22 protein-coding genes are annotated in these 26,225 nt (G+C 61.8%); 6 read left to right on the forward strand and 16 right to left on the reverse strand.

The features are described 5' to 3' along the window. Positions 1 to 90: 90 nt before the first annotated feature. Together waaA and AC1RAC_RS11335 are read right to left on the reverse strand one after the other, a co-directional pair. Entirely contained in the window at positions 91 to 1,368 is a 1,278-nt protein-coding gene (gene waaA / locus AC1RAC_RS11330; RefSeq protein WP_057975430.1) for a lipid IV(A) 3-deoxy-D-manno-octulosonic acid transferase, read from the reverse strand. Positions 1,369 to 1,391: 23 nt separating this feature from the next. Further along, complete coding sequence (locus AC1RAC_RS11335; RefSeq protein WP_014716644.1) at positions 1,392 to 2,282, reverse strand: LysR family transcriptional regulator; 891 nt, start codon at positions 2,280 to 2,282, stop codon at positions 1,392 to 1,394. A 103-nt stretch (positions 2,283 to 2,385) separates the two neighbouring features. Between AC1RAC_RS11335 and AC1RAC_RS11340 the strand changes: the two genes are divergently transcribed. Genes AC1RAC_RS11340 through AC1RAC_RS11355 form a run of 4 tightly spaced genes read left to right on the forward strand, consistent with a single transcriptional unit; the run spans position 2,386 to position 5,762 of the window. Further along, positions 2,386 to 2,721: a DMT family transporter gene (locus tag AC1RAC_RS11340; protein ID WP_003188013.1), complete on the forward strand. Its 336-nt coding sequence runs from the start codon at positions 2,386 to 2,388 to the stop codon at positions 2,719 to 2,721. A gap of 55 nt (positions 2,722 to 2,776) precedes the next feature. Next, complete coding sequence (locus tag AC1RAC_RS11345) at positions 2,777 to 3,952, forward strand: NAD(P)/FAD-dependent oxidoreductase (protein WP_057975429.1); 1,176 nt, start codon at positions 2,777 to 2,779, stop codon at positions 3,950 to 3,952. Next, entirely contained in the window at positions 3,949 to 4,761 is an 813-nt protein-coding gene (locus AC1RAC_RS11350) for an aldo/keto reductase (protein ID WP_034125629.1), read from the forward strand. The genes AC1RAC_RS11345 and AC1RAC_RS11350 overlap by 4 nt, the downstream gene beginning before the upstream one ends. 41 nt (positions 4,762 to 4,802) lie before the next feature. After that, positions 4,803 to 5,762 carry a hypothetical protein gene (locus tag AC1RAC_RS11355; protein WP_003188010.1) on the forward strand — a complete coding sequence of 320 codons (960 nt, stop codon included), beginning with the start codon at positions 4,803 to 4,805 and terminating at the stop codon, positions 5,760 to 5,762. A gap of 27 nt (positions 5,763 to 5,789) precedes the next feature. Here AC1RAC_RS11355 and hldE read toward each other — a convergent pair whose 3' ends face one another. Both hldE and msbA read right to left on the reverse strand, forming a co-directional pair. Further along, a complete protein-coding gene (hldE, locus tag AC1RAC_RS11360) occupies positions 5,790 to 7,214 on the reverse strand; it encodes a bifunctional D-glycero-beta-D-manno-heptose-7-phosphate kinase/D-glycero-beta-D-manno-heptose 1-phosphate adenylyltransferase HldE (RefSeq protein WP_034125865.1) in 1,425 nt (474 codons plus the stop codon). Positions 7,215 to 7,443: 229 nt separating this feature from the next. Then, a complete protein-coding gene (msbA, locus tag AC1RAC_RS11365; protein WP_054918872.1) occupies positions 7,444 to 9,249 on the reverse strand; it encodes a lipid A export permease/ATP-binding protein MsbA in 1,806 nt (601 codons plus the stop codon). Positions 9,250 to 9,407: 158 nt separating this feature from the next. Between msbA and AC1RAC_RS11370 the strand changes: the two genes are divergently transcribed. Then, positions 9,408 to 11,249 (forward strand): O-antigen ligase family protein, encoded by a 1,842-nt coding sequence (locus tag AC1RAC_RS11370; protein ID WP_089042114.1) that lies wholly within the window; start codon positions 9,408 to 9,410, stop codon positions 11,247 to 11,249. 48 nt (positions 11,250 to 11,297) lie between these two features. Here the strand turns inward: AC1RAC_RS11370 and AC1RAC_RS11375 are convergent, their stop codons facing one another. The 6 genes from AC1RAC_RS11375 to AC1RAC_RS11400 all read right to left on the reverse strand — a co-directional run bounded on the left by AC1RAC_RS11375 (position 11,298) and on the right by AC1RAC_RS11400 (position 17,922). Beyond that, positions 11,298 to 12,179, reverse strand: coding sequence for a glycosyltransferase (locus tag AC1RAC_RS11375; RefSeq protein WP_492616590.1), 882 nt, complete (start codon positions 12,177 to 12,179; stop codon positions 11,298 to 11,300). Then, positions 12,176 to 13,324, reverse strand: a complete 1,149-nt coding sequence (locus tag AC1RAC_RS11380; protein ID WP_034125625.1) for a glycosyltransferase family 4 protein — start codon at positions 13,322 to 13,324, stop codon at positions 12,176 to 12,178. The genes AC1RAC_RS11375 and AC1RAC_RS11380 overlap by 4 nt, the downstream gene beginning before the upstream one ends. Positions 13,325 to 13,409: 85 nt before the next feature. Next, positions 13,410 to 14,816, reverse strand: a complete 1,407-nt coding sequence (locus AC1RAC_RS11385; protein WP_314545908.1) for a PIG-L deacetylase family protein — start codon at positions 14,814 to 14,816, stop codon at positions 13,410 to 13,412. Further along, the gene (locus AC1RAC_RS11390; protein ID WP_072445864.1) at positions 14,813 to 15,709 is read right to left on the reverse strand and encodes a GNAT family N-acetyltransferase; all 897 of its coding nucleotides are present in this window, start codon (positions 15,707 to 15,709) and stop codon (positions 14,813 to 14,815) included. The genes AC1RAC_RS11385 and AC1RAC_RS11390 overlap by 4 nt, the downstream gene beginning before the upstream one ends. Beyond that, positions 15,710 to 17,467: a carbamoyltransferase family protein gene (locus AC1RAC_RS11395; RefSeq protein ID WP_014716634.1), complete on the reverse strand. Its 1,758-nt coding sequence runs from the start codon at positions 17,465 to 17,467 to the stop codon at positions 15,710 to 15,712. Between the two features lie 119 nt (positions 17,468 to 17,586). Next, positions 17,587 to 17,922, reverse strand: a complete 336-nt coding sequence (locus AC1RAC_RS11400; protein WP_054896243.1) for a YceK/YidQ family lipoprotein — start codon at positions 17,920 to 17,922, stop codon at positions 17,587 to 17,589. Positions 17,923 to 18,125: 203 nt separating this feature from the next. Between AC1RAC_RS11400 and AC1RAC_RS11405 the strand changes: the two genes are divergently transcribed. Continuing rightward, positions 18,126 to 20,204, forward strand: a complete 2,079-nt coding sequence (locus tag AC1RAC_RS11405) for a TonB-dependent receptor family protein (protein WP_492616591.1) — start codon at positions 18,126 to 18,128, stop codon at positions 20,202 to 20,204. Between the two features lie 98 nt (positions 20,205 to 20,302). On the opposite strand, the gene AC1RAC_RS11410 is transcribed toward AC1RAC_RS11405, so the two are convergent. From AC1RAC_RS11410 to waaC, 6 genes are read right to left on the reverse strand one after another with little or no spacing between them, the layout of a single operon-like run. After that, complete coding sequence (locus tag AC1RAC_RS11410; RefSeq protein WP_492616592.1) at positions 20,303 to 21,754, reverse strand: lipopolysaccharide kinase InaA family protein; 1,452 nt, start codon at positions 21,752 to 21,754, stop codon at positions 20,303 to 20,305. Beyond that, the gene (locus AC1RAC_RS11415; RefSeq protein WP_034125618.1) at positions 21,754 to 22,506 is read right to left on the reverse strand and encodes a lipopolysaccharide kinase InaA family protein; all 753 of its coding nucleotides are present in this window, start codon (positions 22,504 to 22,506) and stop codon (positions 21,754 to 21,756) included. The genes AC1RAC_RS11410 and AC1RAC_RS11415 overlap by 1 nt, the downstream gene beginning before the upstream one ends. After that, positions 22,503 to 23,237 (reverse strand): lipopolysaccharide kinase InaA family protein, encoded by a 735-nt coding sequence (locus AC1RAC_RS11420; RefSeq protein WP_003187993.1) that lies wholly within the window; start codon positions 23,235 to 23,237, stop codon positions 22,503 to 22,505. The genes AC1RAC_RS11415 and AC1RAC_RS11420 overlap by 4 nt, the downstream gene beginning before the upstream one ends. Then, positions 23,237 to 24,043, reverse strand: a complete 807-nt coding sequence (gene rfaP / locus AC1RAC_RS11425) for a lipopolysaccharide core heptose(I) kinase RfaP (protein ID WP_492616593.1) — start codon at positions 24,041 to 24,043, stop codon at positions 23,237 to 23,239. Before rfaP ends, AC1RAC_RS11420 begins: the two co-directional genes overlap by 1 nt. Next, positions 24,040 to 25,164, reverse strand: a complete 1,125-nt coding sequence (locus tag AC1RAC_RS11430; RefSeq protein ID WP_034125617.1) for a glycosyltransferase family 4 protein — start codon at positions 25,162 to 25,164, stop codon at positions 24,040 to 24,042. Before AC1RAC_RS11430 ends, rfaP begins: the two co-directional genes overlap by 4 nt. Beyond that, positions 25,164 to 26,225, reverse strand: a complete 1,062-nt coding sequence (gene waaC / locus AC1RAC_RS11435; protein ID WP_168223981.1) for a lipopolysaccharide heptosyltransferase I — start codon at positions 26,223 to 26,225, stop codon at positions 25,164 to 25,166. Before waaC ends, AC1RAC_RS11430 begins: the two co-directional genes overlap by 1 nt.

Consider the following 26,225-nt stretch of genomic DNA (forward strand, 5'->3'; position numbering starts at 1 on the left):
GCTTGCCTGCGATGCAGACACCTCGGTATATCTGGTACACCGAGGTGATGCTATCGCAGGCAAGCCAGCTCCCACATTGGGTTGGTGTGGTCAGTGTTTGATCAGTTTGTCCAAGCCATCCAGTAAACGCTTTAACGCGCCCTGGTTGGCCTGCATCACCTTGAGCCCAGCCTGCGCCATCTTGCGTGCGTCCTGGGGCAACTCAAACAACTGTCGCACCGCTTCGGCCAGCCCATCGGCATCGTCCACCTCTCGCAAAGCCCCGGCGTCGCGCATCATCGCGGTGATGTCGAGGAAGTTGAAGACATGCGGGCCCATGATCACCGGTTTACCCAGCGCCGCCGGTTCCAGCGGGTTGTGCCCGCCGGTCGGTACCAGGCTGCCGCCGACAAATGCGCTGTCGGCCAGGGCGTAAAGAAACAGCAATTCGCCCATGGTGTCGCCAAGCAGCACCGCGGTTTGCTCGGTGACCGGCTCACCGCTGGAGCGACGCACGGTGGCAAACCCTTGCTGCACGCAGCGCTCAAACGTCGGGCCAAAGCGCTCCTGATGACGAGGCACCAGAATCAGCAGTGCATTGGGATAGTTCGCCAGCAACTGGCGATGAGCTGCCAGCACCACGTCGTCTTCACCTTCGTGGGTACTGGCGGCGATCCAGACCGGACGCTCGCTGGCGCCCCATTGTTCACGCAGGGCGGCGGCGCGGGCCGTCAACTGAGAGTCGATGCTCAGGTCGAACTTGATCGAGCCGGTCACTTCCACGGTTTCAGGCCGTGCGCCCAGGCCGCGAAAACGTTCGGCCTCTGTCTCGGTCTGTACCGCGAACAAGCTCATTTCTGCCAGCATCGGCGCCGTCAGCTTGGCAAATCGCGCATACCCCTTGGCCGAACGCGCCGACAGCCGCGCATTGGCCAGCGCCACCGGGATACCGCGCTGGGCGCAGGCATGGATATGGTTGGGCCACAGCTCGGTTTCCATGATCACCGCCAGCGTAGGCTGCACGCGGTCGAGAAAACGCTTGGCGGCGCAGGGCAAGTCGTACGGCAAATAGCAGTGCTGGATGCGCGGTTCGTTGGCAAATAGCGCCTGGATACGCTCGGAACCTGTGGGTGTCATGCAGGTGACAGTCATCGGCAGCTGTGGATAACGCTCCAATAAGCCGCGAATCATCGGGGCGGCGGCAATGCTTTCGCCGACCGACACCGCGTGCACCCAGATCCCGCCGGGCCGCATCACCGGCAAGCCATAGGAAAACCGCTCGCCCACCCGCTTGGCATAGGCCGGCGCTTTGCGCGCACGCAACCACAAGCGTAAAGCCACCAACGGCAGCGCCAGGTAAAACAGACAGCTGTAGAGAGTTCTATTCATGGCGGCGGAGTTTATCGGCTTTTTCAGTCGATCGCCTGCAAGCACTCGGCAAAACGTTTGGCCAAGAAGCGAGCGGCGGGCCCCAGGTGCTCGTCGCGGCGCCACACCAGTTCCACCACCAGGGCGGGCGGGGTCCATTCGCTGGCCAATTCGACCATCTGTTGCTGGTAGGTCGGGTATTGCACGATATGCCGAGGCAGCCAGGCCCAGCCCAGGCCACTCATCAGCCATTCGGCCAATACATAGAAGCTGTCAGCACGCCATACCAAGGGGCTGGCCGCCTCGCTGCCGGGGTAGACGCTGGTCTGGGTCGACATCAGCAACTGCCGAAACTGGGCCAGGTGTTGGCACGTCACGTACTGCTCCTTGGCCAACGGGTGATTGACTCCGCACACCGTGACCATTTCCACACTGCCCACCACCCTTCGCTCCAGGGCTTCGGGAATCTGATCGTGATAGAACAACAGCCCCAGGTCCGCCTTGCGCTCCACCAGCTTGCGCGCCACATCGCCCTGAGCCGCGCTGGACAACTGCACCTCTAAAAGCGGGTAGTGCACCGCCAGCGCCTCCAGGCTGTCGAGCACAGGCTGGAACAACATCGCCTCATCCTGAGCCAGGCGCAGGCAGGCTTCCTCGCCGCGGGTCAACGACAACGCCCGGCCCGTGAGGCGCTCACACTGGCGCAGCACCTCACGCGCTTCCTCCAGCAACACACTGCCGGCCTCGGTCAGGCGCGGTTGCCGGCCGCTGCTACGTTCGAACAGGACAACGCCCAAGTCCGCCTCCAGCAGGGCAATGCCACTGCTGACCGCCGATTGCGCCTTGCGCTGCCCACGGGCCACGGCAGAAAACGAACGCTGCTCGGCGACGCTGACAAACAGCCGCATCTGCTCCAGATCCCATTGCACGCTCATGGCTCAACCCATCTCAATTCCAGATAGGTAATGACTTTACCCCATCTGGCGAACCTCTAGAATGCCGACCTTATCAAATGCGCATCACGTCGAGGATTGCCCCATGAATGCCGCCTACTACTACTTGGCCATCGCCATCTGCTCGGAAGTGATCGCCACCGTTTCCATGAAAGCCATCAAAGGCTGGAGCACCCCTATCCCGTTGCTGCTGGTGATCGTCGGTTACGGCGTGGCGTTCTGGATGCTGACCCTAGTGGTACGCACCGTGCCGGTCGGCGTGGCATACGCGGTATGGGCCGGGATGGGCATCGTGATGGTCAGCATCGCGGCGTTGTTCATCTATGGGCAGAAGCTGGATGTACCGGCGATGCTGGGGATGGGCCTGATTGTGCTGGGCGTGGTGGTGATTCAGCTGTTCTCGAAAACCGCCGGGCACTGACCGCCACTCAACAGCCTGTATACTGCGCCTCTTGTCTTGAACACTGAGGTCGCCGATGCCATCCGTTATTTCCACCGACGTTCTGATTGTCGGCGCCGGGGTTGCCGGCCTCTGGCTCAATGCGCGCCTGCGCGGCCAGGGGTTTTCCACGGTACTGGTGGAAAGCGCCACCCTGGGCGGCGGGCAAAGCCTGAAGTCCCAGGGGATCATTCACGGCGGTGCGAAATACGCCTTGCATGGCGCGCTCACCGGCGCCTCCGAAGCCATTGCCGATATGCCGCGCCGCTGGCGTGAAGCCCTGGCCGGCAGCGGCGAGCTGGACCTGTCCGGTGTGCGCGTGCTGTCCCAGGCGCATTACTTGTGGTCGCCCGGCACGATTGCCGGCAACCTCACCAGCTTTTTTGCCAGCAAGGCCGTGCGTGGCCGCGTCGATCAGGTCAAGGGCGACGAACTGCCCTTGGCGCTGCAGGACCGTCGCTTCAAAGGCAAGGTCTATCGCCTGGCCGAGCTGGTGGTGGACGTGCCCAGCCTGATCAACCGCCTGGCGCAATTGGCCGGTGACGGTCTGCTTGCTGGTCAGCACATCGAACCGTTGCTGGAGGGTGGCACCCTGGTGGGCTTGAAGGTCGATGGCCGTGAAATCCGCGCCCAACGCATAGTCCTGAGCGCTGGCGGCGGCACGGCAGACTTGCTCGCCGCCCTGGGCCATAGCCAGCCGGCCATGCAAAAACGCCCGCTGCACATGATCATCGCCAAAGGCCCCGGCCTCAAGCCGCTGTACGCCCACTGCCTGGGCGGCGGCACCAAGCCGCGGATCACCGTAACCACCCACCCGGCCGCCGACGGCAACTGGGTGTGGTACATGGGCGGCGATATCGCCGAGGCTGACGGTGTGGCGCGTACGCCGCAAGAACAGATCGCCACCGCGCAAAAAGAGCTGGCGCAACTGCTGCCCTGGATCGACATGAGCCAGACTCAGTGGGCCACCCTGCGGGTGGATCGCGCCGAGCCGCTGCAATCGGGGCTGAGCCGTCCCGATAACGCGTTCCTTGCCGAAGACGGCCGTCTGCTGGTGGGCTGGCCCACCAAACTGGCCCTGGCGCCGGACTTCGCCGACCGCGTACTCCACGCCCTGGAGCGCGACGGCATACGCCCCAGCGCCAGCGCCCCTCTGCCCGAACTGCCAACCCCGGCAATCGGCCAACCCGCCTGGGAGCAACTGTTGCCATGAGCCTGCCAACCCTGCACGACCTGCATCGCCCCCTGGGCAGCACCGGCCTGCTGGTGTCGCCCCTGGGCCTGGGCACCGTCAAGTTGGGCCGCGACCAAGGGGTGAAATATCCCAACGGCTTTCAGATCCCTGGCGACGACGACGCCCGCATGTTGTTGCGCCAGGCCCGCGAGCTGGGCATCAACCTGATCGACACCGCGCCGGCCTACGGCATGAGCGAAGAGCGCCTGGGGCCGCTGCTGCGTGACCAGCGCAAGGACTGGGTAATCGTCAGCAAGGTTGGCGAAGAGTTTGCCAATGGCGTGTCCCACCACGATTTCAGCGCGGCCCATACGCGAATGTCGATTGAACGCAGCCTGAAACGACTTGAAACGGATTTTATCGACCTGGTGCTGGTGCACTCCGACGGCAACGACTTGCATATCCTCAATGATTGCGAGGTTTACCAGACCCTGGCGCAGCTGAAGAAAGACGGCAAGATCCGCGGTTTCGGCTTCTCCGGCAAAACCGTCGAAGGCGGGGTGAAAGCGCTGGAGCAGGGCGACTGTGCGATGGTCACCTACAACCTCAACGAACAGGCTGAGAAGGCCGTGATCGACTATGCGGCCGCCCACGGCAAGGGCATCCTGGTGAAAAAGGCGCTGGCCAGCGGCCACGTATGCCTGGAACCGGGAATGGATCCAATTCAGGCCAGTTTCACCTTGTTGTTCGCGCAAACGGGCGTCGCCAGTGCTATTGTCGGGACCATTAATCCGCTGCACCTGGCCCATAACGTAGCAACTGCTGCCCGGGTCATTCGTCAACTCTGATGCCGCCCACGCGGCCGACCCCGTCGCAAGAAGGAGCCGACATGCCGCGTACGCTCATAAGAAAGAACCCCAGCAACTTCAAGACACTGCCGCTGCACGTCGAAGCCACCCCCGAAGGCCTGAGCTACCAGAGCGTCGGCATGCCGCTCAACTTCGCCCAGACCCTGCAACGGCGCAAGCCGGTCGAGGTACCAGATGCCGAACGCTTCGCCCTGGAACTGGCGAACCTCGGCGTCTCGGTACGCCTGACCCTGCACTGGCAAAACAAGGACTACTGGGTGCTGGTGCGCCAACGCCGCCAGGACCGTGGCGATGTGGTGCTCAAGCTGATCTCCGGCTACGTCCCGGCCCATGAACTGAACCTGCCGCTGCACACCGCCATCCAGGAAATTGCCGAAGAGTGCCTGCTCGAAACCCCCGAAGGCTGGCTCGGCGGGCGCTTCAACGACACCTGGCTGCCGGCGCCCTACTCCGCCGCCCTGCATTACCGCGAGGCCCTACCGTTTCGGCTCAGCCCCTTGTCCGGCGCCGCACGCCCGGTACGCTGCGCCACCATGCAACTGATCGAGCGCCCACGGGCCTATGTGCACCTGCCGACCGCCTCGCTGCAATTGATTTATGACCTGCGCCTGGAAGTGCCGAAGGAAGCCAAGTCCCTCAGCTTGTTTCATGTGGATGAGCGTTTGGAGGGTGACCAACTGGTGGCGCGCCTGGACCGTCAGCGCCCGGACCTGTACTTGATGCCGCTCAAAGATGGCGAGCCACTGGCAGAGTTGTACACGGTCAAGAAAGACCAACTGTACCCGGCCAGCACGCGCGGCCTCTATCTGGCGGAAAGTTTTGCCCAGCAAGAAGGCTGGCTGGTGCGCGATGAGCGGATTCGCTGGAAGGATTGGCTCAGGCAGCAGGGCCTGGCAGAACCGGAAAAAGACTCGAAGCTCAAGCGCTTGACCGGCAAGGCACGGCAGATGCTGCGCAAGATCGTGCCGAAGAAAAGCTAGGGGCGAGCAGGCTCGCCCCACGGGGTATCACTCGTTGTTGCGGATCTTCTCGACAATCGCAGTGGTGGAGCTGTTTTCAACCAACCCCAGCACTTTGACCGTGCCGCCGTAGGCGCTGACGATGTCCGCACCGACTACCTGATCGACAGTGTAGTCACCACCCTTGACCAGCACGTCGGGCTTGACCTGGGCCAACAGGTTTTCCGGGGTGCCTTCGGAGAAGCTGATCACCCAGTCCACCGCGCCCAGGCCCGCGAGTACCGCCATGCGCCGGTCAACACTGTTGATCGGGCGGCCAGGACCTTTCAAGCGGCTGACCGAAGCGTCATCGTTGACCGCAACGATCAAGCGATCGCCTTGGGCGCTTGCCTGCTCCAGGTACGTCACATGCCCGGCGTGCAGGATGTCAAAGCAGCCGTTGGTGAACACAATGCTTTCGTTGTGAGCTCGAGCATCGTCAATTGCCAGCAGCAACTGCTCCAGGCCCAGCACACCGCGCTCCGAGCCTTCGGAACGCTGGATCGCACGGCGCAACTCAGGTGCGCTGATGGCTGCAGTACCCAGCTTGCCCACCACAATGCCCGCGGCCAGGTTAGCCAAGGCCACGGCGTGGGGCAGTTCCTCGCCAGCCGCGATAGACGCAGCCAGAGTAGAGATTACCGTGTCACCGGCGCCCGTAACGTCAAACACTTCACGGGCACGCGCCGGCAGGTGCATCGCCGGGTGACCCGGACGCAACAGGGTCATACCGTGCTCGCCACGGGTCACCAGCAAGGCGCCCAAGTCGAGATCGGCCATCAGCGCCGCGCCCTTGCTCACCAGTTCGTGCTCATCAGCGCAACCGCCGACGATGGTTTCGAACTCACTGAGGTTGGGCGTGAGCAGGCTGGCGCCTCGGTAAACCGAGAAGTCCTTGCCCTTGGGATCGGCCAACACCGGAATGTTGCGAGCCTTGGCGGCCTGGATCAACACCTGGTGATTCTGCAAGGCGCCTTTGCCGTAGTCGGACAACACCAGCACCTTGATACCGTCGAGCAGCGCGTCGACCTGGTCGCCGAGGGCCAGGGCGTCGGTGGCGAAGGGTTCTTCGAAATCGATACGCAGCAACTGCTGGTGACGGCTCATGACCCGCAGCTTGACGATCGTCGGCTGATGAGCGATGCGCTGGAACAACGCATGCACGCCGGCACCCTGCAGGCTGTTGGCCAGACTTTCGGCCGCTTCGTCGTCGCCGGTCACCCCCACCAGGGAGGCCGGGGCGCCGAGGGCGGCAATATTGAGCGCGACGTTGGCAGCGCCACCTGGGCGGTCTTCGATTTGCTCGACCTTGACGACCGGTACCGGAGCCTCAGGGGAAATCCGTGAGGTACCACCATGCCAGTAACGGTCGAGCATGACATCGCCGACCACCAAGACAGCGGCTTGATTGAATCGCGGCATGGACAACTTCATGGAGCAACCCACATACAAAATGAACAGGGGCGCGATATTAGCACAGGGTTTGCGATGGCTTGCGACCACCGCAGGGCAAATGTGGGAGGGGATTTGCTCTCTGTAGGAGCGAGCTTGCTCGCGAAAAACTCACAGACGCCGCGTTTATTCAGGAAGCGCGGTTTATCGTTGAGGTTTTTCGCGAGCGAGCTCGCTCCTACATTTCCTTTACACCGTGATGCCGGTTGGATCAGGTGATATCAGCCTGCACCGGTGCATCCAGACCCATGGCATGCAGGCGGGCGTAGTAACCGTTCTGCGCCAACAACTCGCCATGGGTACCACGCTCGACAATCCGCCCGTCGTCCATCACCAGGATCAGGTCAGCCTTCTCGATGGTGGACAAACGGTGCGCGATCACCAGGGTCGTGCGGCCTTGCATGACCTTATCGAGTGCCGCCTGGATATGCCGCTCGGACTCGGTATCGAGGGCCGAGGTGGCCTCGTCGAGGATCAGCAACGGCGCGTTCTTGAGCAATGCACGGGCAATCGCCAAGCGCTGGCGCTGGCCGCCGGACAACAGCACACCGTTCTCACCCACCTGGGTATCGAAGCCCTTGGGCAACTGATCGATGAAGTCCTTCGCATTGGCATCCGCTGCCGCCGCTTCCACATCGGCACGAGGTGCACCGGCCAGGTCGCCGTAGGCGATGTTGTTGGTCACAGTGTCGCTGAACAGGGTCACATGCTGGGTGACCTGGGCAATGTGTTTGCGCAGGTTGAGCAACTTGTAGTCTTCAATCTCGATGCCATCGAGCAGGATTTCACCGCTTTCATGATGGTAAAAGCGCGGGATCAGGCTGGCCAGGGTCGACTTGCCACTGCCCGAGCGCCCCACCAGCGCAATCATCTGCCCAGGCTCGGCGGTGAAGCTGATGTCCTTGAGCACATGGCGATCGGTGCCAGGGTAGGTGAAGTTCAGGTGACGAACTTCCAGGCGACCGCTGACCTTGTCGCGTTCGAGAGTGCCGTGGTCGACCTCCACGTCTTCGTCCAGCTGTTCGAAGATACTTTCGGCGCCCGCCACACCTTTCTGAATAGTCGAGCTGACCTCCGAGAGCTGGCGGATCGGCTTGGGCAACAAGCCCGCCAGAGTGATGTAGGCCACCATGTCACCCGCCGAGGCGTCGCCACGCAGGTACAGCACCAGGAACATCAGCACGGCCATGGCGGAGTAGATCACCAATTGCAGCGCCGGGGTGTAGATCGCCCCGGTGCGGGTCATGCGCAGTTGCTTGTTGGTGTTGCTCTGGCTGGCCTTGAAAAAGCGCTTCTGTTCGTAGATTTCACCGCCGAAGCTGCGCACCACGCGGTAGCCCTGGATGGTCTCCGAGGCCACATGGGTCACGTCGCCCATGGCCACCTGGATCTTCTTGCTCTGCTTACGGAATTTCTTGCTGGCGGTACTGACCATCACGGCAATCAACGGCAGGATCGCGATCATTACCAACGTGAGGCGCCAGTTCATGTACAGCAAGGAGGCGAACAGGAAGATCACCGTCATGCCTTCGCGGATCACCACCTTGATAGCATCGGTCGCGGCCCCCGTGACCATGGTCACGTTGAAGGTGATGCGGGAAATCAGATGCCCGGAGTTGTGATTATCGAAGTAGCGGTTGGGCAGCGTCAGCAGGTTGTTGAACAGTTGCACCCGCAAGTCGTGGACCAGACCCAGGGAGACCTTGGCCAACAGGTAGTTGCCCAGGAACGAGCCAAGGCCCTGCCAGGCCGCGATCAGGATGATCAGCAGCGGCACTGCCTGCAGCAATTGCAGGTCGCGCAAAAAGGGCACGGTCGGGAATAGCACAGCTTCCGGATTGGAGAGACCGTCGACAAAGTACTTGAGGATGTAACCCAGCATCGGTTGGGTCGACGCGAAAATCAGAAATCCAAGGATACTCAACGCGAACAAGCCCATATAGGGCTTAACGTAACTGAGCAGGCGGAAGTATATTTTCAAGCTCGAAGGGCTTGCGCTCGGACTGGAGTCGGTCATATCACGCGGCGTTTTGAAAAAGGAGGCTGACTTTAGCACAGCTTCTCTGTTGTACTTGCACCCGGCGTAAGCCGCGGCCCGGTTGGATCCTACCGGCGACATTACTTAGCCACTAGCTTAAGATGGTCGGCTTTCTATTTCTGGAATGGCTTTACTGTATGCACTCCAAGCGCCTTACCTATGGCTCAAATCGCGTTTTCGACTTCCTGGTCCTATGGATTTTGCCTGTTGGCTTGCTGCTGCTCCTGAGTGCACTGTTCTTTGTCGGCAATCGCAATGTACTGCACCGCATTGTCTACATCCTGTTCAGCGTACCGACCTTGTTTCTGTTGTGCATGCGCCCTCGGGAATTCAAGGACCTGCTGCGCGAGCCCCTGGCAATCGCGTTCCTGGCGTTCTCCGCCTGGGCGTTGACCAGTCTGCTCTGGAGCCCGGCGCCCAGTTCCGATACTGACCTGTTCAAGCGACCATTGAATACCTTCATGCTGTTTGGCGGCTGCGGTCTGCTGCTGCATTACCGCAACGAATTGTTCAAGCCGATCTTCTTCAGCGCTGCGGTGATTGCGCTGGTGGTCAGCCTGGGTAACCTGGTGGCGTTCGCCAAGGGTTATTCGCCCGGCATGCGCATGATCGGCGGCCTGGGCGCCCTCGACAACCCACTGCTCAGCTCGCATCTGTTTGGCTTTTTCACGGTGTACTGGCTGTATGTCTGCATGACTACCCAGCGTCTCAAGGTGCTGTGGTTCAGCGTTCCGGCCCTGGCGGTCATGACCGCCGCGGTTTTGGCAACCGGTTCACGTACTGCATTAGTAGCGTTGACGCTGGCCATCCTATGGTTGAGCTTTGTCAGCCGTAACCGCCGCGCAGCGATGCTTTTCGCCGGTATGGTGCTGGGTGCAGCCGGGCTCTTGTTGTTTTTCCCCGAAATGATCACTGGACGCGGCAGCTCGTTCCGACTCGAACTGTGGACCATGACATTACAGCTCATCGCCGAACACCCCTGGATTGGGCATAGCTACGATTCCGAGCTATACCTGACCGTATCCGATGGCTACCAACTGCGCGAACCCCACAGCTTCGCCCTCGGGGTGCTTTATTACGTCGGCATCATCGGCTTTATCCCCTGGGCCTTCATGCTCGGTTGGGCTCTATACAAAAGTCTGCAGCAACGCGCCCAGCCGCTGTTCATCCTGGCTTCGTCACTGCTGGCCTACGGCATCGGTGCGGGCCTGACCGAAGGCGGCGGCATTCTGTCGCGCCCTAAGGAGCACTGGTTCCTGCTGTGGATTCCGTTGGCAATTATCACCGGCCTGAGCATCGCCCAGCGCCATCGCAGCCTGCTGCGCATGCCGGTGCAGAACCTCAAGCCCGCAGCGTTTGAACAACTTTGCAGCAACGCCCACGTGATTGAGGCCGATGGCCTGGGTCCCAAAGTCCTGCGCCTGGAGGACGGCAGTTTCCTCAAGCTGTTCCGCCCACGCCGCTGGTACACCTCCGGCAGCTTCAACCCGTACTCCGAGCGCTTTGCCAGCAACAGCGAGCAACTGCGCACCCTGGGCATTCCTACCCCGCACATCCTCGGGCTCTACCGCCTGAGCGACGCCAGCAGCGCGGTGCGCTACACGCCGTTGCCCGGCCTGACGTTGCGCCAAGCGCTGCAAAGCCTGGACAGCAGCCTGCGTGAATCACTGGTTGAGCGCTTTGGACGGTTCATGGCGCAACTGCACGAGCGCGGCGTGTACTTCCGTTCGCTGCACTTGGGTAACGTGTTGTTGATGGACGACGGTGAGTTCGCCCTGATCGACGTGGCTGACCTGCGCATCTACCCGTCTTCACTGCGTTACGCCTTGCGCCAACGCAACCTGCGCCACATGCAACGTTATCCTCAGGATCGCAACTGGCTGTTCGAAACGCACTTCGAACAATTGGTCAAAGGTTACGCCTCGGAGGCGAGCCCAGCGGCCACTGCGAAAATCCGCGAGCAGGTCCAGAGCCTGTAAACACCTGTAGGAGCGAGCTTGCTCGCTCCTACAGGGGGCGGCGTCGGTTCAGTTCTTGAGCGGCGCCAGATACAACCGCACTAGCCCGCGCAAGGTCTTGCGCCCCCAGAACTTCAAAGGGATCTGCTTGAGCACCTCCCGCGCCAACGGGCGGTCGCGGTCGGCGGTCTTGAGAAACATCGAGTTCAGGAAGTTGTAGCGAACCGCGTCATAGGCCGGGTGCTCGCTGAACTTGGCGTAGGTCTTGAGGATGTTCTGGGTCATGTAGCGGTGGTTCTTGTACGTGTTGCTGGCGTGCTGGCGATACTTGGCCATCACCACGTCAAGGGCGTCGATGGTGTAGCCCGCCGCCGTGATCTTCAGTTGGATCAGCAAGTCTTCCAGGGGAATCTGCGGGTCGAAACCACCGACCTCCTCCAGCACTTCGCGACGAATCAGCATGGTCGGCGCCGGTGGAAACGGCTTGCGGTCCAAGAACAGGTCATCGAAGTCCAGACGTCGAAACGGCACGTCGCGACGCTGTTTCTTCTCCGGGTGCAGGTTGCCATCCCCGTCGATCAGCTCGATATTGCCAGCACACATGCCCACCTTCGGCTTGCCGTCCATATACGCCACCTGGGTGGCAATACGGTCCGGCAACATGATGTCATCCGAGCCGAACGGTGCGATCAGGCTACCCTTGGCGCGAGCGACCGCACCGTTCAAGGTCGCGCTGAGCCCTTGGTTCTGCTGCACCTGGAAATCAAAGCCGTGCTCGGCCTGCAAGCGCTGGATGCGTTCGACGCTGTCATCCTTGGAGCCGTCGTCGACTACCAACAGCTCGATATTGGGGTAGGTCTGCCCCAGCACGCTAAGAATGCTTTGCTCGATGTACTGACCATGGTTGTAGGAAGCGATGATCACCGAGACCAGGGGTTGTTGCTGATTCATGCTCTACCTACTTCACGCAAACCGGTTTCAATCAGGGTCAGGTACTTGTGCTTGAACTCGTCGAGGGTGTGGTTGGCCTCCAGATAGCGGAACACCTCCTCCCCCTTGGCGCGCAATTGTTCATCGCTCAAGGCCAGGTAAGTGTCCAGGGCCGCAGCCAATTGTTCGACATTGCCTGGATCATGGGACAAGCCGCCCGCACCCTGCACCAGTGGCAGCATCGCCGGGCCGTTGGAGGCGATCACCGGAAGGTGGCCGCTCATGCCTTCCAGCAAGGCCAAGCCCAGGCCTTCGAACAGCGACGGCATGGTCCAGATATCGAAGCCGCGCACGTACTTCATGCCGTCTTCGCGAAAGCCCAGCAAGTGCGCACGGCCGGTCAGGCCGAGGCGCTCGATGTCGGCACGCAGGTCCGCTTCGGCACGGCCAGAACCAATAATCCCCACCTGCGCCTCAGGGTATTTGTCCTTGAGCGTGGCGAAGGCCTGCAGCAGATGGGTATGCCCTTTGATCGGCACGAGGCGGCCCAGGGCGCCGATCATCCGTGCATCCATCGGCAGGCCCAGGGCCTTGCGTGCGTCTTCACGGGACAGCTGCAAAGCCTCTGCCTGGGGAATGTCGATCGCGTTGGTGACGTAGGTGGTGTTCTCAGGGGTGAACCCGCAATTGAGGTCTACCAGGTAGTCCTTGACCGCTTCGGACACCCCGACAAAACGCCACGCCGGGCTGACCCAGCGCTGGGTCTGACGCCGACGGTAACCACGGGCGTACTCGCCAAAGCCGTGGGAGATGCCGATGCACAGCGGGATCTTCAACCAGCGGTTGAGCGACAGCATCATGTTCACCGACTTGAAGCGGTTACAGATGACCACGTCGAACTTCTGCTCGCGGCAGTACTTGTAGATCTGCCACATGGCGCCAAAGCGAATGCCCTTGAGGGACTTCTCCGGCAGCTCGAAATAATGGGAGTGCTCGGCCACGCTCAGGGGCTGGCCGGGCAGCGGGCGCCCACTGAGAAATCCGGAGGTCACCTCGAAGCGCTCAGCCGGCAGGGATTTGACGATTTGCTCACCCAAGTCCGCGAAGTCATGGGTCTTGACGTTGTAGTCCGGCTGTAACTGCAAAACCTTGAAACGAGGCTTCATAACTCTCCATGCAGCGATCTGGCTACGGGCATGCAGCCCGGTAAAAAGGGCGACAGGCGCATAACGGCCTGCCTTCAATCGGCTCTCAGTCCTGCTTCAGGACCCACAACAGCTCGTGACGGCGCACGGCCTTGCGGAAGAATTCGTTCTCGCCATAGGGCGATGGACTACGGCCCGCCAGCAGTTGCTGCAACCACCTACGCACTCGACGCTTGAACGGCGCTGGCGGCTGCAGGTCGTGCATCATGCCCAGGGCCATGGCCTTGTCCTGCTGCTGGCTCAAGGCGAGAGCGAAACTGCACGGCACCAGTTCCACAGCACCATCGAAACGTGGCGGCAGCGCCACGCCAGCGCCGGAATCGCCCATTGGCCAGCGGTCGTTATCATGCAGGTGATTGGCGTAGCCGAGCAATGTGTCGGGCTGCCACTCCAGGCCCTGCAAGGCTTCCAGCACTGCCGCGTGGGCGCAGATATGGTCGGCGTGAGGGTCAAGCAACGGCGTGGGCAAGACGATGACCTGGGGCCGCGCCTTGAGCAGCAGCGCCCGCAGGTCGGCGATCAGGTTATGCCAGGTCGGTGCACCATCAGCATCGCCAGGCAGGGCAAAACCATTGAACTGGCGGAACAGCCGCGTATCGGCCAAACCGGCTTCGCGGGAGGCTTGAGGCTGATCTGGCGCGGCCTGCATGGCTTGCAATTGCATGCAGAAGTACCCCAACTGCACGCACTGCGCCTCGGGCACGCCCGCCCAGCGGGGCACGGCGACGCTGTCCCAGGCCCGCAAACGGCCCTTGAGGCGCGCAGCTTCAGCCTTGGGCAGGCCCATGTTCTGATAATGCTCAGCTTCGATTTCACCGGCCGTCAGCGTGACGATCCAGCTTTCAGTCGCCTGGCTGTAAAGGCTGAACGCAGCCAGCTCGGCATCGTCGGCATGGGGCGCGATCACCATCACACGTTGCTGGCGATAGTCCGGCTGGCGAAAGCGCCACAGCGTCGGCTGCCCCTTTATCCGGCAAAAACGCCCGCGCAATTCGAGCTTGCCCGCGGCCAAGGCTTCGGCGGCGCCGGTCAGGTTCAGATAACGCCGCCCAGCGACGCCGCGCTCGAAGGCTTGCCGGTCCGGGCTTTGCAGGCCCAACAGGTCCACCGCAGGGTCGAAGAAACGCCCCAGCCAGGTACTTTTCAACTCAATGCCGACGATCAGGGTTTCATCCGCCGCCAACTGCGCATCCAGCAACAGCCGGCCCGCCTCCAGGCGCAAGCCGGGCTGTTCGCTGCCGGCCGGGAACGCGTACTCATAGCTGTCTTTGGGCGAGTAAAACAGGTGATCGGCAAACCAGGCTTCATGGGCGGCCCACAGCAGCACCGCAAGGATCAGCGGCAACCACCAGGCGACCAGTACGCCGGTGGCGACCAACACCAGCACGCCGATCAATAGCGCAATACGCTTGTTACGCCGATGGCGCTTGAGCAGTTGCTGTTTACGGCTCATACACTGAACACCGGCACCGGGTTGCACCAGCGCTCCTTGTATTCACGGTCGGAACGCCCGAAGGAGAAGCGCAGCGACTTGTTCGCCGCCCGTGCCTGCTCCCAGGCACTTTGGGTATTGAGAAAACTCAGCACGCTGCCGGGGCTGAATGCACGGGTTTCAGGGTCGACGCCGCCATTGACATACTCGGCACTGAACCACTCGTTGGACTGCACCTGATACACCAATTGCACTGCAATCGGCGCGTCGTTCAGAAACAGCACCGAGCCGAACAGGAATTCCTTGAGCAACTCCAGCACCTCGGCCAGACGCGCCGCGCCCGCCGCCGGGAAGCCCCAACGACGCTGGAACAGGTCGCAATAGATCGCCGCCAGTTCTACGCTGGAAAACTCACTGACCGCCCTTACCAAGCCGCCCGCCTCTTCCAACAGGCGCAGTTCACGCCGCTGGTTGTAGCGAAACTTCTTCGACAGGTCTTCGGGAGTACGCGCCATGGCCAATTGCTCGGCCTGGGGCTTGAGGGTGCTCACGCGCCCTTGATTGAGCGTCGACAGGTAGCGCGCACGATGACGCAACGGCAGTTGCGCATCGGCAGCAATCGGCAGGATGATCTCGGCGTTGCCCAGGTCAAACAGGCCTTTCTTGCCGCTGCGCTTGAGCACATCCTTGGACAGCGCCAGGTCGCGTCCCCAGGTGGCGATTGCCCCCTTGAGTTCACCACCGTGCTCCCAGCCCAGGTAGCGCACAGGTATCTGCGCCAGCCCGGCCAACCGCTCAATCACCTGGGGATGGGTCGCCACACTGCCGCCGTAACGCTGCCAGGCCTGGGCGTAAACCTCGGCCTCGACAGGCGCCCAGCCACGTTCCCGCCAGCCCTGGAAGCGGTTCAGCATTTAAACCACGGCGTCATAAGGGTCCACGCCGTCCTTGACCACCAGAATGTCTTCCATGATCAGGTACTGCAGGTCCGAGCCGAAGAACATGTTCAGCGCGTCGGTCGGCGAGCAGATCATCGCTTCGCCACGGCGGTTGAGCGAGGTGTTCAGGGACACGCCGTTACCGGTCAGCACTTCCAGCTCTTTCATCATGTCGTAGTAGCGCGGGTTGTATTCGCGCTTGAGCACCTGGGCACGGGAAGTACCGTCTTCGTGCACCACTTCCGGTACACGGGTCTTCCACTCTTCGGCGACTTCAAAGGTGAAGGTCATGAACGGCGCCGGGTGATCGACCTTGATCATCTGTGGGGCCACGGTGTCGAGCATCGACGGGCAGAAAGGCCTCCAGCGCTCGCGGAACTTGATCTGGTGGTTGATGCGATCCGCGACGCCGGTTGCACTTGGGCAACCGATGATCGAACGACCGCCCAACGCACGCGGGCCAAACTCCATGCGGCCCTGGAACCAGGCTACCGGATTGCCGTCGACCATGATCTTGGCAATGCGCTTAGGCATGTTCTCGATCTTGCGCCAGTTCGGCTTGCTCTCGTGCTTGGCACACGCGGCAATCACGTCTTCGTTGCTGTAGGACGGGCCGAGGTAGACGTGTTCCATCTTCTCGACCGGTACACCACGAGCATGGGACACGTAGGCCGCCGCACCGACGGCGGTGCCGGCATCGCCGGAAGCCGGCTGTACGAACAGCTCTTTGACGTCGTCACGGGCAATGATTTTCTGGTTCAGCTTGACGTTCAGCGCACAGCCGCCGGCGAAGGCCAGCTTGCCGGTGTCCTTGAGGATGTCGCCCAGGTAGTGGTCGATCATCTGCAAGGCCAGTTTTTCGAACAGCGCCTGCATGCTGGCTGCATAGTGGATGTACGGTTCGTCGGCGATGTCGCCTTCGCGTTTCGGCCCCAGCCACTCGATCAGTTTTGGCGAGAAGTAGAACCCCTTGCCCTTCTCTTTGTAGCGGCGCAGGCCGATGACGTTGGCGTAGTCGGTGTTGATCACCAGTTCGCCGTTTTCAAAGGAGGCCAGGCGCGAGAAGTCGTATTTGCTGGCATCGCCGTACGGCGCCATGCCCATGACCTTGAACTCACCATCGAGCATCTCGAAACCGAGGAACTCGGTGATTGCGCCGTACAGGCCGCCGAGGGAGTCCGGATCGTAGAATTCCTTGATCTTGTGGATCTTGCCGTTTTCGCCGTAACCAAAGAAGGTAGTGGCGTACTCGCCCTTGCCGTCAATGCCCAGGATCGCGGTTTTTTCCTGGAAGCCCGAGCAGTGGTAGGCGCTGGATGCGTGAGCCAGGTGGTGTTCTACGGGTTCAATCTTGATTTTCTTCGGATCGAAGCCCAGTTGCTCCAGGCACCAGACGATCTTGTTGCGATAGCGCTTGTAGCGACGGTTGCCCATCAGGATCGCGTCAAGGGCGCGGTCCGGGGCGTACCAGTAACGCTTGGCGTAGTGCCAGCGCGCCTCGCCGAACAGGCTTATCGGGGCGAACGGGATCGCCACCACGTCAACGTCCGAAGGCTTGATGCCAGCCTGCTCCAGGCAGAACTTCGCCGACTCGTAGGGCATGCGGTTCTTTGCATGTTTGTCGCGTACGAAGCGCTCTTCTTCGGCGGCCGCAATCAGCTTGCCGTCGATATACAGGGCTGCGGAAGGATCATGGCTAAGGGCGCCGGACAGGCCAAGAATCGTCAATGCCACTGGGGTCTAGCCTCTTTTAGTCTGCATGCAGGCGCATCGCGCCTGAAAAAAGTGTGTTTCCCGCCGGGGCGGGAAACAGCTAAAGGGCGGGATTATAGCTTAAAAGCAGTAGGAAGCTGTTAGCGCAGCTCGATGCTGCCGTCCGCGCTTTGGCGGTAGATCGTGTAGGGCAGGACGAGCGTGTCCAGGACAGCAGAAACGGGCACATCAAGAATGCCCCAGGGAATACCATTCAGCGAGAGATCACTTGCGGAGTTCGGCGGTCCATGCAAGACACACAAGTCATAAACCACGCCGCTATAAACACGCGGAACAGAGTTGCAGTACGTTTTCTTCCTCTTGAGGTTCAGAACAGTGACGTCATCGCCACGCAGTACCGTGGTCGTAGTGCCGCAGCCGCCCATGAGCAACGATATTCCCAGCAATACCAGCAACCTCAGAATAGGAGTCCGCATAGTTGATTCTTCTTGTTTGTTAATAAAGACCGAAAACCTAACACCACAGAACCAAGGCTTCAGGCTTACGCAGTCGACGCTAAGCGTAGGATGCATCCCATTGCGCCCAGCGGTAAGGATTTCGGCAAATCAGAGGGCGAGTCGTTAAACTTGTAACATTTTCGCCTACGCCCCTCACTTGCGCGCTACCAACCGGCCTTTTCATGACTCCTTCTGCCCCAACCTGCCTTGCCTTACTGCTGGGCCTGTGTAACACCGCCCAGGCCGACAATACGCCCCTGATCCTGGACCCCAGCGTGGTCACCGGCTCGCGCAGCGCCAGCCCGACGTTCGATTTGCCCTATTCCGTGGACGGCATCAACCGCGAGCAGATCAGTGACGGCCAGCTCGGCATCAACGCCTCCGAAGCCCTGTCCCGCGTGCCCGGCCTGGTGGTGCAGAACCGTCAGAATTACGCGCAAGACCTGCAGATCTCGTCCCGAGGCTTCGGCGCCCGTTCAGCATTCGGCGTGCGCGGCATCAAGCTGATCGCCGACGGCATCCCCGCCAGTACCCCGGATGGCCAGGGCCAGGCCGCGACGTTCAACCTCGACACGGCCGAGCGCATCGAAGTGCTGCGCGGCCCGGCGGCGACGCTGTATGGCAGCAACGCCGGGGGCGTGATCCAGATGTTCTCCCGCGACGGTGAAGGCCCGCCGCGTATCGGCGCCGAAACCCTGGTGGGCAGCGACGGCCTGAACAAGAACCACCTCAGCGCCGAGGGCGCGGCGAATGGCGCCGGGTTTGTGCTCGACGCCTCGCGCATGGACACCAACGGCTACCGCGATCACAGCAGCGCGCGCCGCGACCAGACCTTCGCCAAGCTCAATGTCGAGCCCGATGACGACAGCAAGCTGGCATTGATCTACAGCAGCCTGGAGCAGAACGGTACGCAAGATCCACTGGGGCAAACCTGGGCAGCGTACAAGGCAGACCCGCGCTCGGTAAGCGCCAATGCGCTGAACTACAAGACGCGTAAAAGTATCGATCACCAGCAATTGGGGATGAATTACGAGCGGTATTTCGGTGGCGCGACCTTGCAGGTCAATACCTACACCGGGAGGCGCAGTGTGATTCAGTACCTGTCGATCCCCAAGGGCACGCCCGCCAACGAACGCGGCGGTGGCGTAGTGCAATTTGATCGAAAGTTCTACGGCGGCAGCGTGCGCTGGCTGCAGCCCATCGAAAGCGCGCCTGGCGAGCTGACGATCATTACCGGCCTGGACTTCGACCAAAGCGAAGACAGCCGCCATGGCTATCAGAACTACAGCGGCAACACCCTCGGCGTGGAAGGCCAACTACGCCGCGACGAAATCGACACGGCTCGCAGCCTCGACCCGTATATCCAAGCCAACTGGGCCCTCGACCGCTGGACCCTGCAAGCCGGCGTGCGCCACAGCACGATGCAAATGGACGTTGACGATCAGTTCCTGAGCAATGGCGACGCCAGCGGCAACAAGACCTACCAGAAAAACACCCCTTCGATGAGCGTGATGTACGCGCTCACCCCCGACTTGCACGCCTACATCAGCGCAGGCAAAGGCTTTGAAACCCCGACTCAGGCCGAGCTGGCCTATGCACCGGGCAACGCCGAGGGCTTCAACTTCGGCTTGAAGCCGTCTGAAAGCACGCAATATGAAATGGGCGTGAAAGCGCAACTGAACAACACGCGGATCAACGCCGCCATTTTCCAGATCACCACCGAGGACGAACTGGTGGTGCAGCAATCCATCGGAGGCCGTACCAGCTACCAGAACGCCGGTCGCACGTTGCGCCGCGGCTTCGAACTGGGTGTTGAAAGCCAGCTGAGCGACCACTGGAGCACCAGCCTCGCCTACACCCGCCTGCAGGCGACCTACGACAGCGACTTTACCAGCGGCGCCAACACCATCGACAAAGGCAACTACCTCCCCGGCGTGCCACAAACCACCCTGTTCGCCGAACTGAACTGGAAACCACGGGACTGGGTCAGCACCGCCATCGAAGGCCTGTACCGCAGCAAGGTCTACGTAGAAGACACCAACCAGCAACACGCCGCACCGGCCTACAGCGTCTTCAACTGGCGCGCGCGGTTTGAGCAGAAGGTAGAGCACTGGACCTTTCACCAGACCCTGCGCCTGGATAACCTACTGGATCGTCAGTACGTGGGGTCGGTGATTGTGGGGGATGGCAATAACCGCTATTACGAAGCGGCGCCGGGGCGATCGTGGTATGCGGGGGCTGGGGCGCAGTACCAGTTCTGAATGCAGCGCCTGGACGGGCGCCATCGCGGGCAAGCCCGCTCCCACATTTTGACCGCGTTCAAAGATCAAGTGTGGGAGCGGGCTTGCCCGCGACAGGTTTAACTGCCGACACCCGCCTCTTTGGGCAACCGCTGATCAATCACCCGATACAACGCACTGCCTTGCGGCCAGTTACGCATAAACCTTGCACGATCTTTGGCATAGGCCGGCGCAAAGCTGGCAGCGGAAGAGTGCTGGCACATCGCATCCAGGTCAATCATCGCCCAGCGCCCGTCGCTCCAGAACAGGTTATGGCCTTTGAAATCCCCATGGCTGATGCGCTCGCGGATCAAGTCGGCAAACAGCTGGTCCAGCGCCTGCAACTCGCTCTCGGGCGCCTCGCCGCTCTCCACATACGGCGCAAAGCGCTCGATGATGTCCGGCCCAGGCAGGTATTCGGTGACCAGATAGGCGCGGCTGCGCAACCACAGGAACCGTTTCTCCAGCACCGCCAGCGGCTTGGGTGTGGCGAAGCCCAGGAAGGCCAAGCGGTTGCCTTCGCGCCAGGAGTGCCAGGCGCGGCTCGGGCGCCAGAAGCGCTTGAGCCAATGGGCAAAACCCTTGATGTTGTAGCGCTTGATCACCAGCGGCCGACCGGCCACGTCGACCTTGGCCACGCTCGCCGCGCCACCGGTCTTGTACAGGTGACCCTGGTCGAGCAACGCATCGGCCTGCTCAAGCACCGGCACCATGGCGGCTTCTTCTTCGCGGCGGATCGCACGCAAGCCAAAAGCGCCGCGCACCACACTGAACAGCGTGCATTCGCGGCCGGTCTTGTCCAGGTAGTCTCTCAAGCGCCAGGCGCTGACTTTACGCACCTGTTTTTCCAGGGCTTGCATTGGCAAGGCGTGTTCGCCGTTGGCCAGCAAGTAATACACCAGCAACTCCTCGGTAAAGGGCTCGAGGTTTTTCGGCAGTTGGGCGAAGAACACACCGAGGTTCTCCAGCACTCGATTGCGCGATAGCGCCTTGCCCGCCTCTTCGACACGAATGCCGGCGCCATCGATCAGATACAGCTTGCCATCCTTGCGTAGCAAGTTGTCCAGGTGCAGGTCTTCTTGCCACAGGCCCTTGGCATGCATCTGGGCGATCGCGCCCAGCGCTTCGGCGAGCACAGCGGCTTGTTCGTCCGCCAACGGCGGCAGGTTTTCGACGGCGAGCCAAGCGTCGGACAGGCTTTGGGCCCCCTCGATAAATTCAAACAGCAGCCAACCACCCTCGCCGTCCTGCAAGCCATCGGCCAGCAGCAACGGCGTGGTCAGGCCTTGCTCAGCCAACAGACGCACACCCGTGAGCTCACGCTGAAAATGCCGCGCCGCCTTGCTGCCCACCAACAACTTGGCCAACACCGGGCGACCACGCCACACGGCGGCACCCACGTAGCGCTGCCCCGGCAACACCCGCAGCAGGCTCAGCAATTGCAATTGCCCAGGGCCGGCGGCATCCGCCAGGTCGAGGGTCAGTGGCAGGCTGGGGGTACGCCCAGCCGATTTCAGCTCGGATAAACGCATCAGCGGTTCTCCTTGTGGCTGCGGCGCGCGGTCAGGCGCTGGTGCCAAGTGGACACCAGGGCACCGTCCTCGGGCTGCTCAAGGTACGCCGCCAGCAGTTGGCGCACCTGCGCATCCGACCATTGCGGCGCACGGCGCAGCAGCGGTTCCAGGTCCTTGACCCGGTCACGCCAGCCAAACAACAGCGGGCGAGTTTTCTCCAGGTCGATCAACTGTGCGGCATACCCCTCACCGGCAGGCTGCAGGAAAATATGCTTGGGGTAAAAACAGCCATGCACCTGCCCGACGCTGTGCAGATGACGCGCCAGCTTGCCGCAGGCCAACAGGATCGCACTGTGCTGGGCTGCGCTCAATTGCGCCCACTGCTCCAGCAACGAATCCAGGTCATTCCAGCCATCCAGGGCCCGTGTGAGCAGCATCGCCCGGCGCTCGCCTTTGACCTTGCGCTCACCGAAGAACGCCGCTTGCAGGGCCGGGATGCCGAGCTTTCGATACAGGCTGATGTTGCGAAACTCGCGGGCAAAACTCGGCTCGCCAAACGGCCGGTGCAAGGTGCGTGTGAGGTAGTTGCTCTGGCGTTTGAGGTAGTAGCCCTGCCCCTCAAGCTCCAGGCGATACACACTGCTCCAACCGTCGCCGCTGGTGTTCGGCTCGTCCACCGCATCCAGTTGCTTGGCCCACAGGGCGTCGAAGGTCGCCAGGCCGTTGCGCTCAAGCAGAGCGCGGTCTTCAGCCGCCAGGAAGTCACTCATTCGCGTCCCTCGAAAAACTTCACCACATGGCGAATTCGCTGTTTGTCCGACGCGGTCAGGTGCGCGCGCTGGCGATATTGCAGGTAGAAACGCAGGCGCTGGGTGGCCGACAAGTGATACTTGGCGACTTTGTCCAGGCAGGCCAAGTCCTTGGTGATGCGGTACTTGAGCCAGAAGCCGCGCCAGAAATCACCGTTGGGGCAGTCGATCAGGTACAGGGTGCGCTGGTCGTCCACCAGCAGGTTGCGCCACTTCAAGTCGTTATGGGTGAAGCGGTGATCGTGCATGGTGCGCGTGTATTCGGCGAGCTGGCGGCTGATGCCATCGACCCACCGGGGGTCTTTGAGGCGCTCATCGTGACGCTCGGCCAGCACCGACAGATCTTCGGTCTTGGGCAGTTCACGGGTGATCATGGCGCCACGGTTATAGGCCAGGCCCTTGCGGTCCAGGCCCCAGGCCACCACGTCGGCGGTGGGGATGCCCCACTTGGCGAAACGCTTGAGGTTCTGCCATTCGGACTTCACCCGCGGCCGACCCAGGTAACGACGCAGGCCCTTGCCGGCACCTACGTAGCGCTTGACGTAATAATTGACCCCGCCACGCTCCACCCGAATCACTTCCGACAACGGGTCGCGGGTCAGCCGCTCGCCTTGCAAGGCGAACACCGCGTCCAGGCTTCCAAAGTCATCCGCCAGGGCGGCGTAGGCAGGTTCCAGATTCCAACCCGCCATCAGATTGCATCCCCGTATCGTTGTTTACGCGCATACAGCTTTGCTGCCATGCGTTCCAGCGCAGACAACAGCGCGGTTTGCTCCGCCAGGATCTGGCGCAGCGGCTGCTGGAAATAGGCCTTGAGAAAACGCAGCTTGTCGCGCTGGGTCAAGCCGATCTCCAACGCGGAGTAATACAGGCCGGCCAAGTCTTTGTTGCGCCAGCGCACCGGGATCGTCGCACGCACCTGGGCACGGTGCAGGTCGATCACCGACAGCTTGAGGTTGTCGACACCGATGGGCCGGTCGGTGTGCAGCAGGAAATGGCAGAGGTAGCAGTCACGGTGGTTGACGCCACCGCGGTGCATCGCGCCCACGGTACGCGCCAGCTCAAGGGTCAAGGCATGCTTGATCGCCGGCACGGGCGGTTGCTTGACCCAGTCGAGGGTCAGGTCTTCCAGGCTGATGATGGGGGTCAGTTCCTGGGTGATGATGAACGAGTGCTGGTCGGCCGGGTTGCTGCCTTTTTCACCGAACGCCACGGCGGTCATGGTCGGTACACCAAGCGCCTGCAAGCGCTGGATCGCCACCCACTCCTGGCCCGCGCCCAACACCGGCAATTTGGCAGTAACCAGGTTCTTGAGGATTTCGCCCCAGCCGATCCCACGGTGGATCTTCACAAAATAAGGCTGGCCCTCGACCACCGTACGCAACGTACGGCGAGCGGCCAGCTCGCGGAACACCTGGCCTTCCAGCTTCTCGACCTCGGCGAACGCATCGCGTCCAGCCCAGAGGGTCTTGAAGGGTTCGGCTAGAATCAACTTCATCGGTTTGGCTCCGCCAGAATCAGGTCCGCAGCGTACTGCGGCATGCTAAAGAGGTCGGCCGTCTCGGCGAAGGCCAGACCATTGCGACTCCAGGTCGCACGCGCTTGTGGGTCGTCGAGCATATCGACCAGATACTGGTTGAGCTGGGTTTGCTCGAACGGCTCGTCCAACACCCGGCCGCTCTGGGCCTTGTCGATGTAGAACGCGTAGCCGCACACCTGGCTCACCAGTACCGGGAGGCCGGCGACCACCGCTTCGACCAGCACCATGCCGGCCGCCTCGTTGTACGCGGGGTGAATCAACAGGTCCGCCCCCAGCAGGAAACGCGGAATATCATTGCGGCCCTTGAAGAACTGCACCTGGTCGCCCAGGCCCAGCGCCGCGCTCTGCAATTGGAATACTTTGGGGTCGTCCTGGCCGATTACAAATAGCCGGGTACGTTTCTTCAGCCGCGAGGGCAGTGCGGCCAGCGCCTTGAGGCTGCGGTCGACGCCCTTGGTCTTGAACCCCGAACCGATCTGCACCAACAGCAGATCATCCTCGGCCAAGCCGAATTCAGCGCGGAACTCAGAGCGGATCTCGGCGGCGTTCGGCGGGGCGCGGCGGTCGCGGGCAATACCCGGTGGCAACAGGTGAAAACGCTCGGCCTGGGTGCCGTAATACTGGGTAAACAGCTGTTGCTGATGCTCGGACAACACCATGATCTGCGTCTTGGCGTTTTTATCGAACACGGCGCGCTCGTATTCGGCAAAGTGCTTGTAACGCCCGAACCAGCGATACATCGGGTTGCGCAGGGTCTGGGCCTTGTCCTCGAACACACCGTCGGCGGCAAAGTACAGGTCCAGCCCCGGCATCTTGTTGAAGCCCACCACGCGGTCCACTGGGCGCTTGGCCAGGTCGGCCTGGATCCAGGCGTAGAGCTTTTCGTTGCGGCGGTGGTTGACCAAGGCCTTGACCGGCGCCACCAGCACCTCAAAGCCTGGCGGGATATCACCTTCCCAGATCAGGGTGTACACCCGAATGCTGTGGCCGCGCTGCTGGCATTCCAGGGCGATGCGCATGAAGTCGCGCTGCAGGCCACCGAAAGGAAAGTACTTGTACAGAACAAAAGCCAGTTGCATCAGTGCTGCTCCTCGGCCAGTAACAACGTGCTCAGCCGGCTTGCGACACGCTCAGGGTTCAAGCGCGTGAAGCACAGGGGCGACTCGCGGGCGATGTCGAACCGCCGCAGGTCGTCGGCAGTGGGTTGATAAGTGCACTGTTTTTGCAGGCAAGGCGCACACGGCCAGTCGCTGGCCAAGTGAATCTGGCCCTTGCCGTAGGCACCGGTGAGGCCTGGGTTGGTGGGGCCGAACAGGGAAATGGTCGGCACGTCCAATGCCGCCGCCAAGTGGCCAAGGCCGGTGTCGACGGCCACGCAGGCACGGGCGCTCGCCAAGACACGGGCAACGCCCGCCAGGTTGAGCTTGGGCAACACTTCGGCGTTGGGCAGGCCGAGGGCCAGGCGTTCGGCCCGCGCCTTTTCGGCGGCGTTGCCCCACGGCAGCTTTACGTCCACGCCCAGGCGGCCCATGCGTTCGGCCAGCTCGCGCCAATAGGCTTCGGGCCAATGCTTGGTGTCCCAGGTAGTACCGTGCAGCAGCAATACGAACGGTTTTTTCGGCGGCAGGCCGAGCAGCTTTTCAACGCTCAGGCCGTAGTCGCCCAGGCGTTGGGGCAGGTCGTAGCCCAGCGCCACGGCGAACAGCTGGCGCAAACGCTCCACCGCATGCTGCCCACGGGCCACGGCCAGGCGCCGCGAATAAAAGCGCGCAGCCAGGGGTTCACGCGCAGAATCTTTGTCGAAGCCAGCGATGGGCGCCCGCACATAGCGCGTCAGCCAGGCGCTTTTGAGCAAGCCCTGGGCGTCGATCACCAGGTCATATTTAGTCGACTGCACCGCCTGCTTGAAGCGCCGCCATTCGCCGCTCTTGACGGTTTGCCAGAGGTTCTTGCGCCAGCGGCGAATCGCTACCGGGATGACCTTGTCGACCGCCGGGTGCCAGGTTGGGATTTCGGCAAAGCCTTCTTCCACCACCCAGTCGAACCGAATGCCGGGAATCGCCCGTGCTGCATCAGTGAGGGCCGGCAAGGCATGGATCACGTCGCCCAGGGATGAGGTCTTGATTACCAGAACCCGCAA

It is taken from the genome of Pseudomonas sp. GW823-FHT02F05, assembly GCF_058797315.1.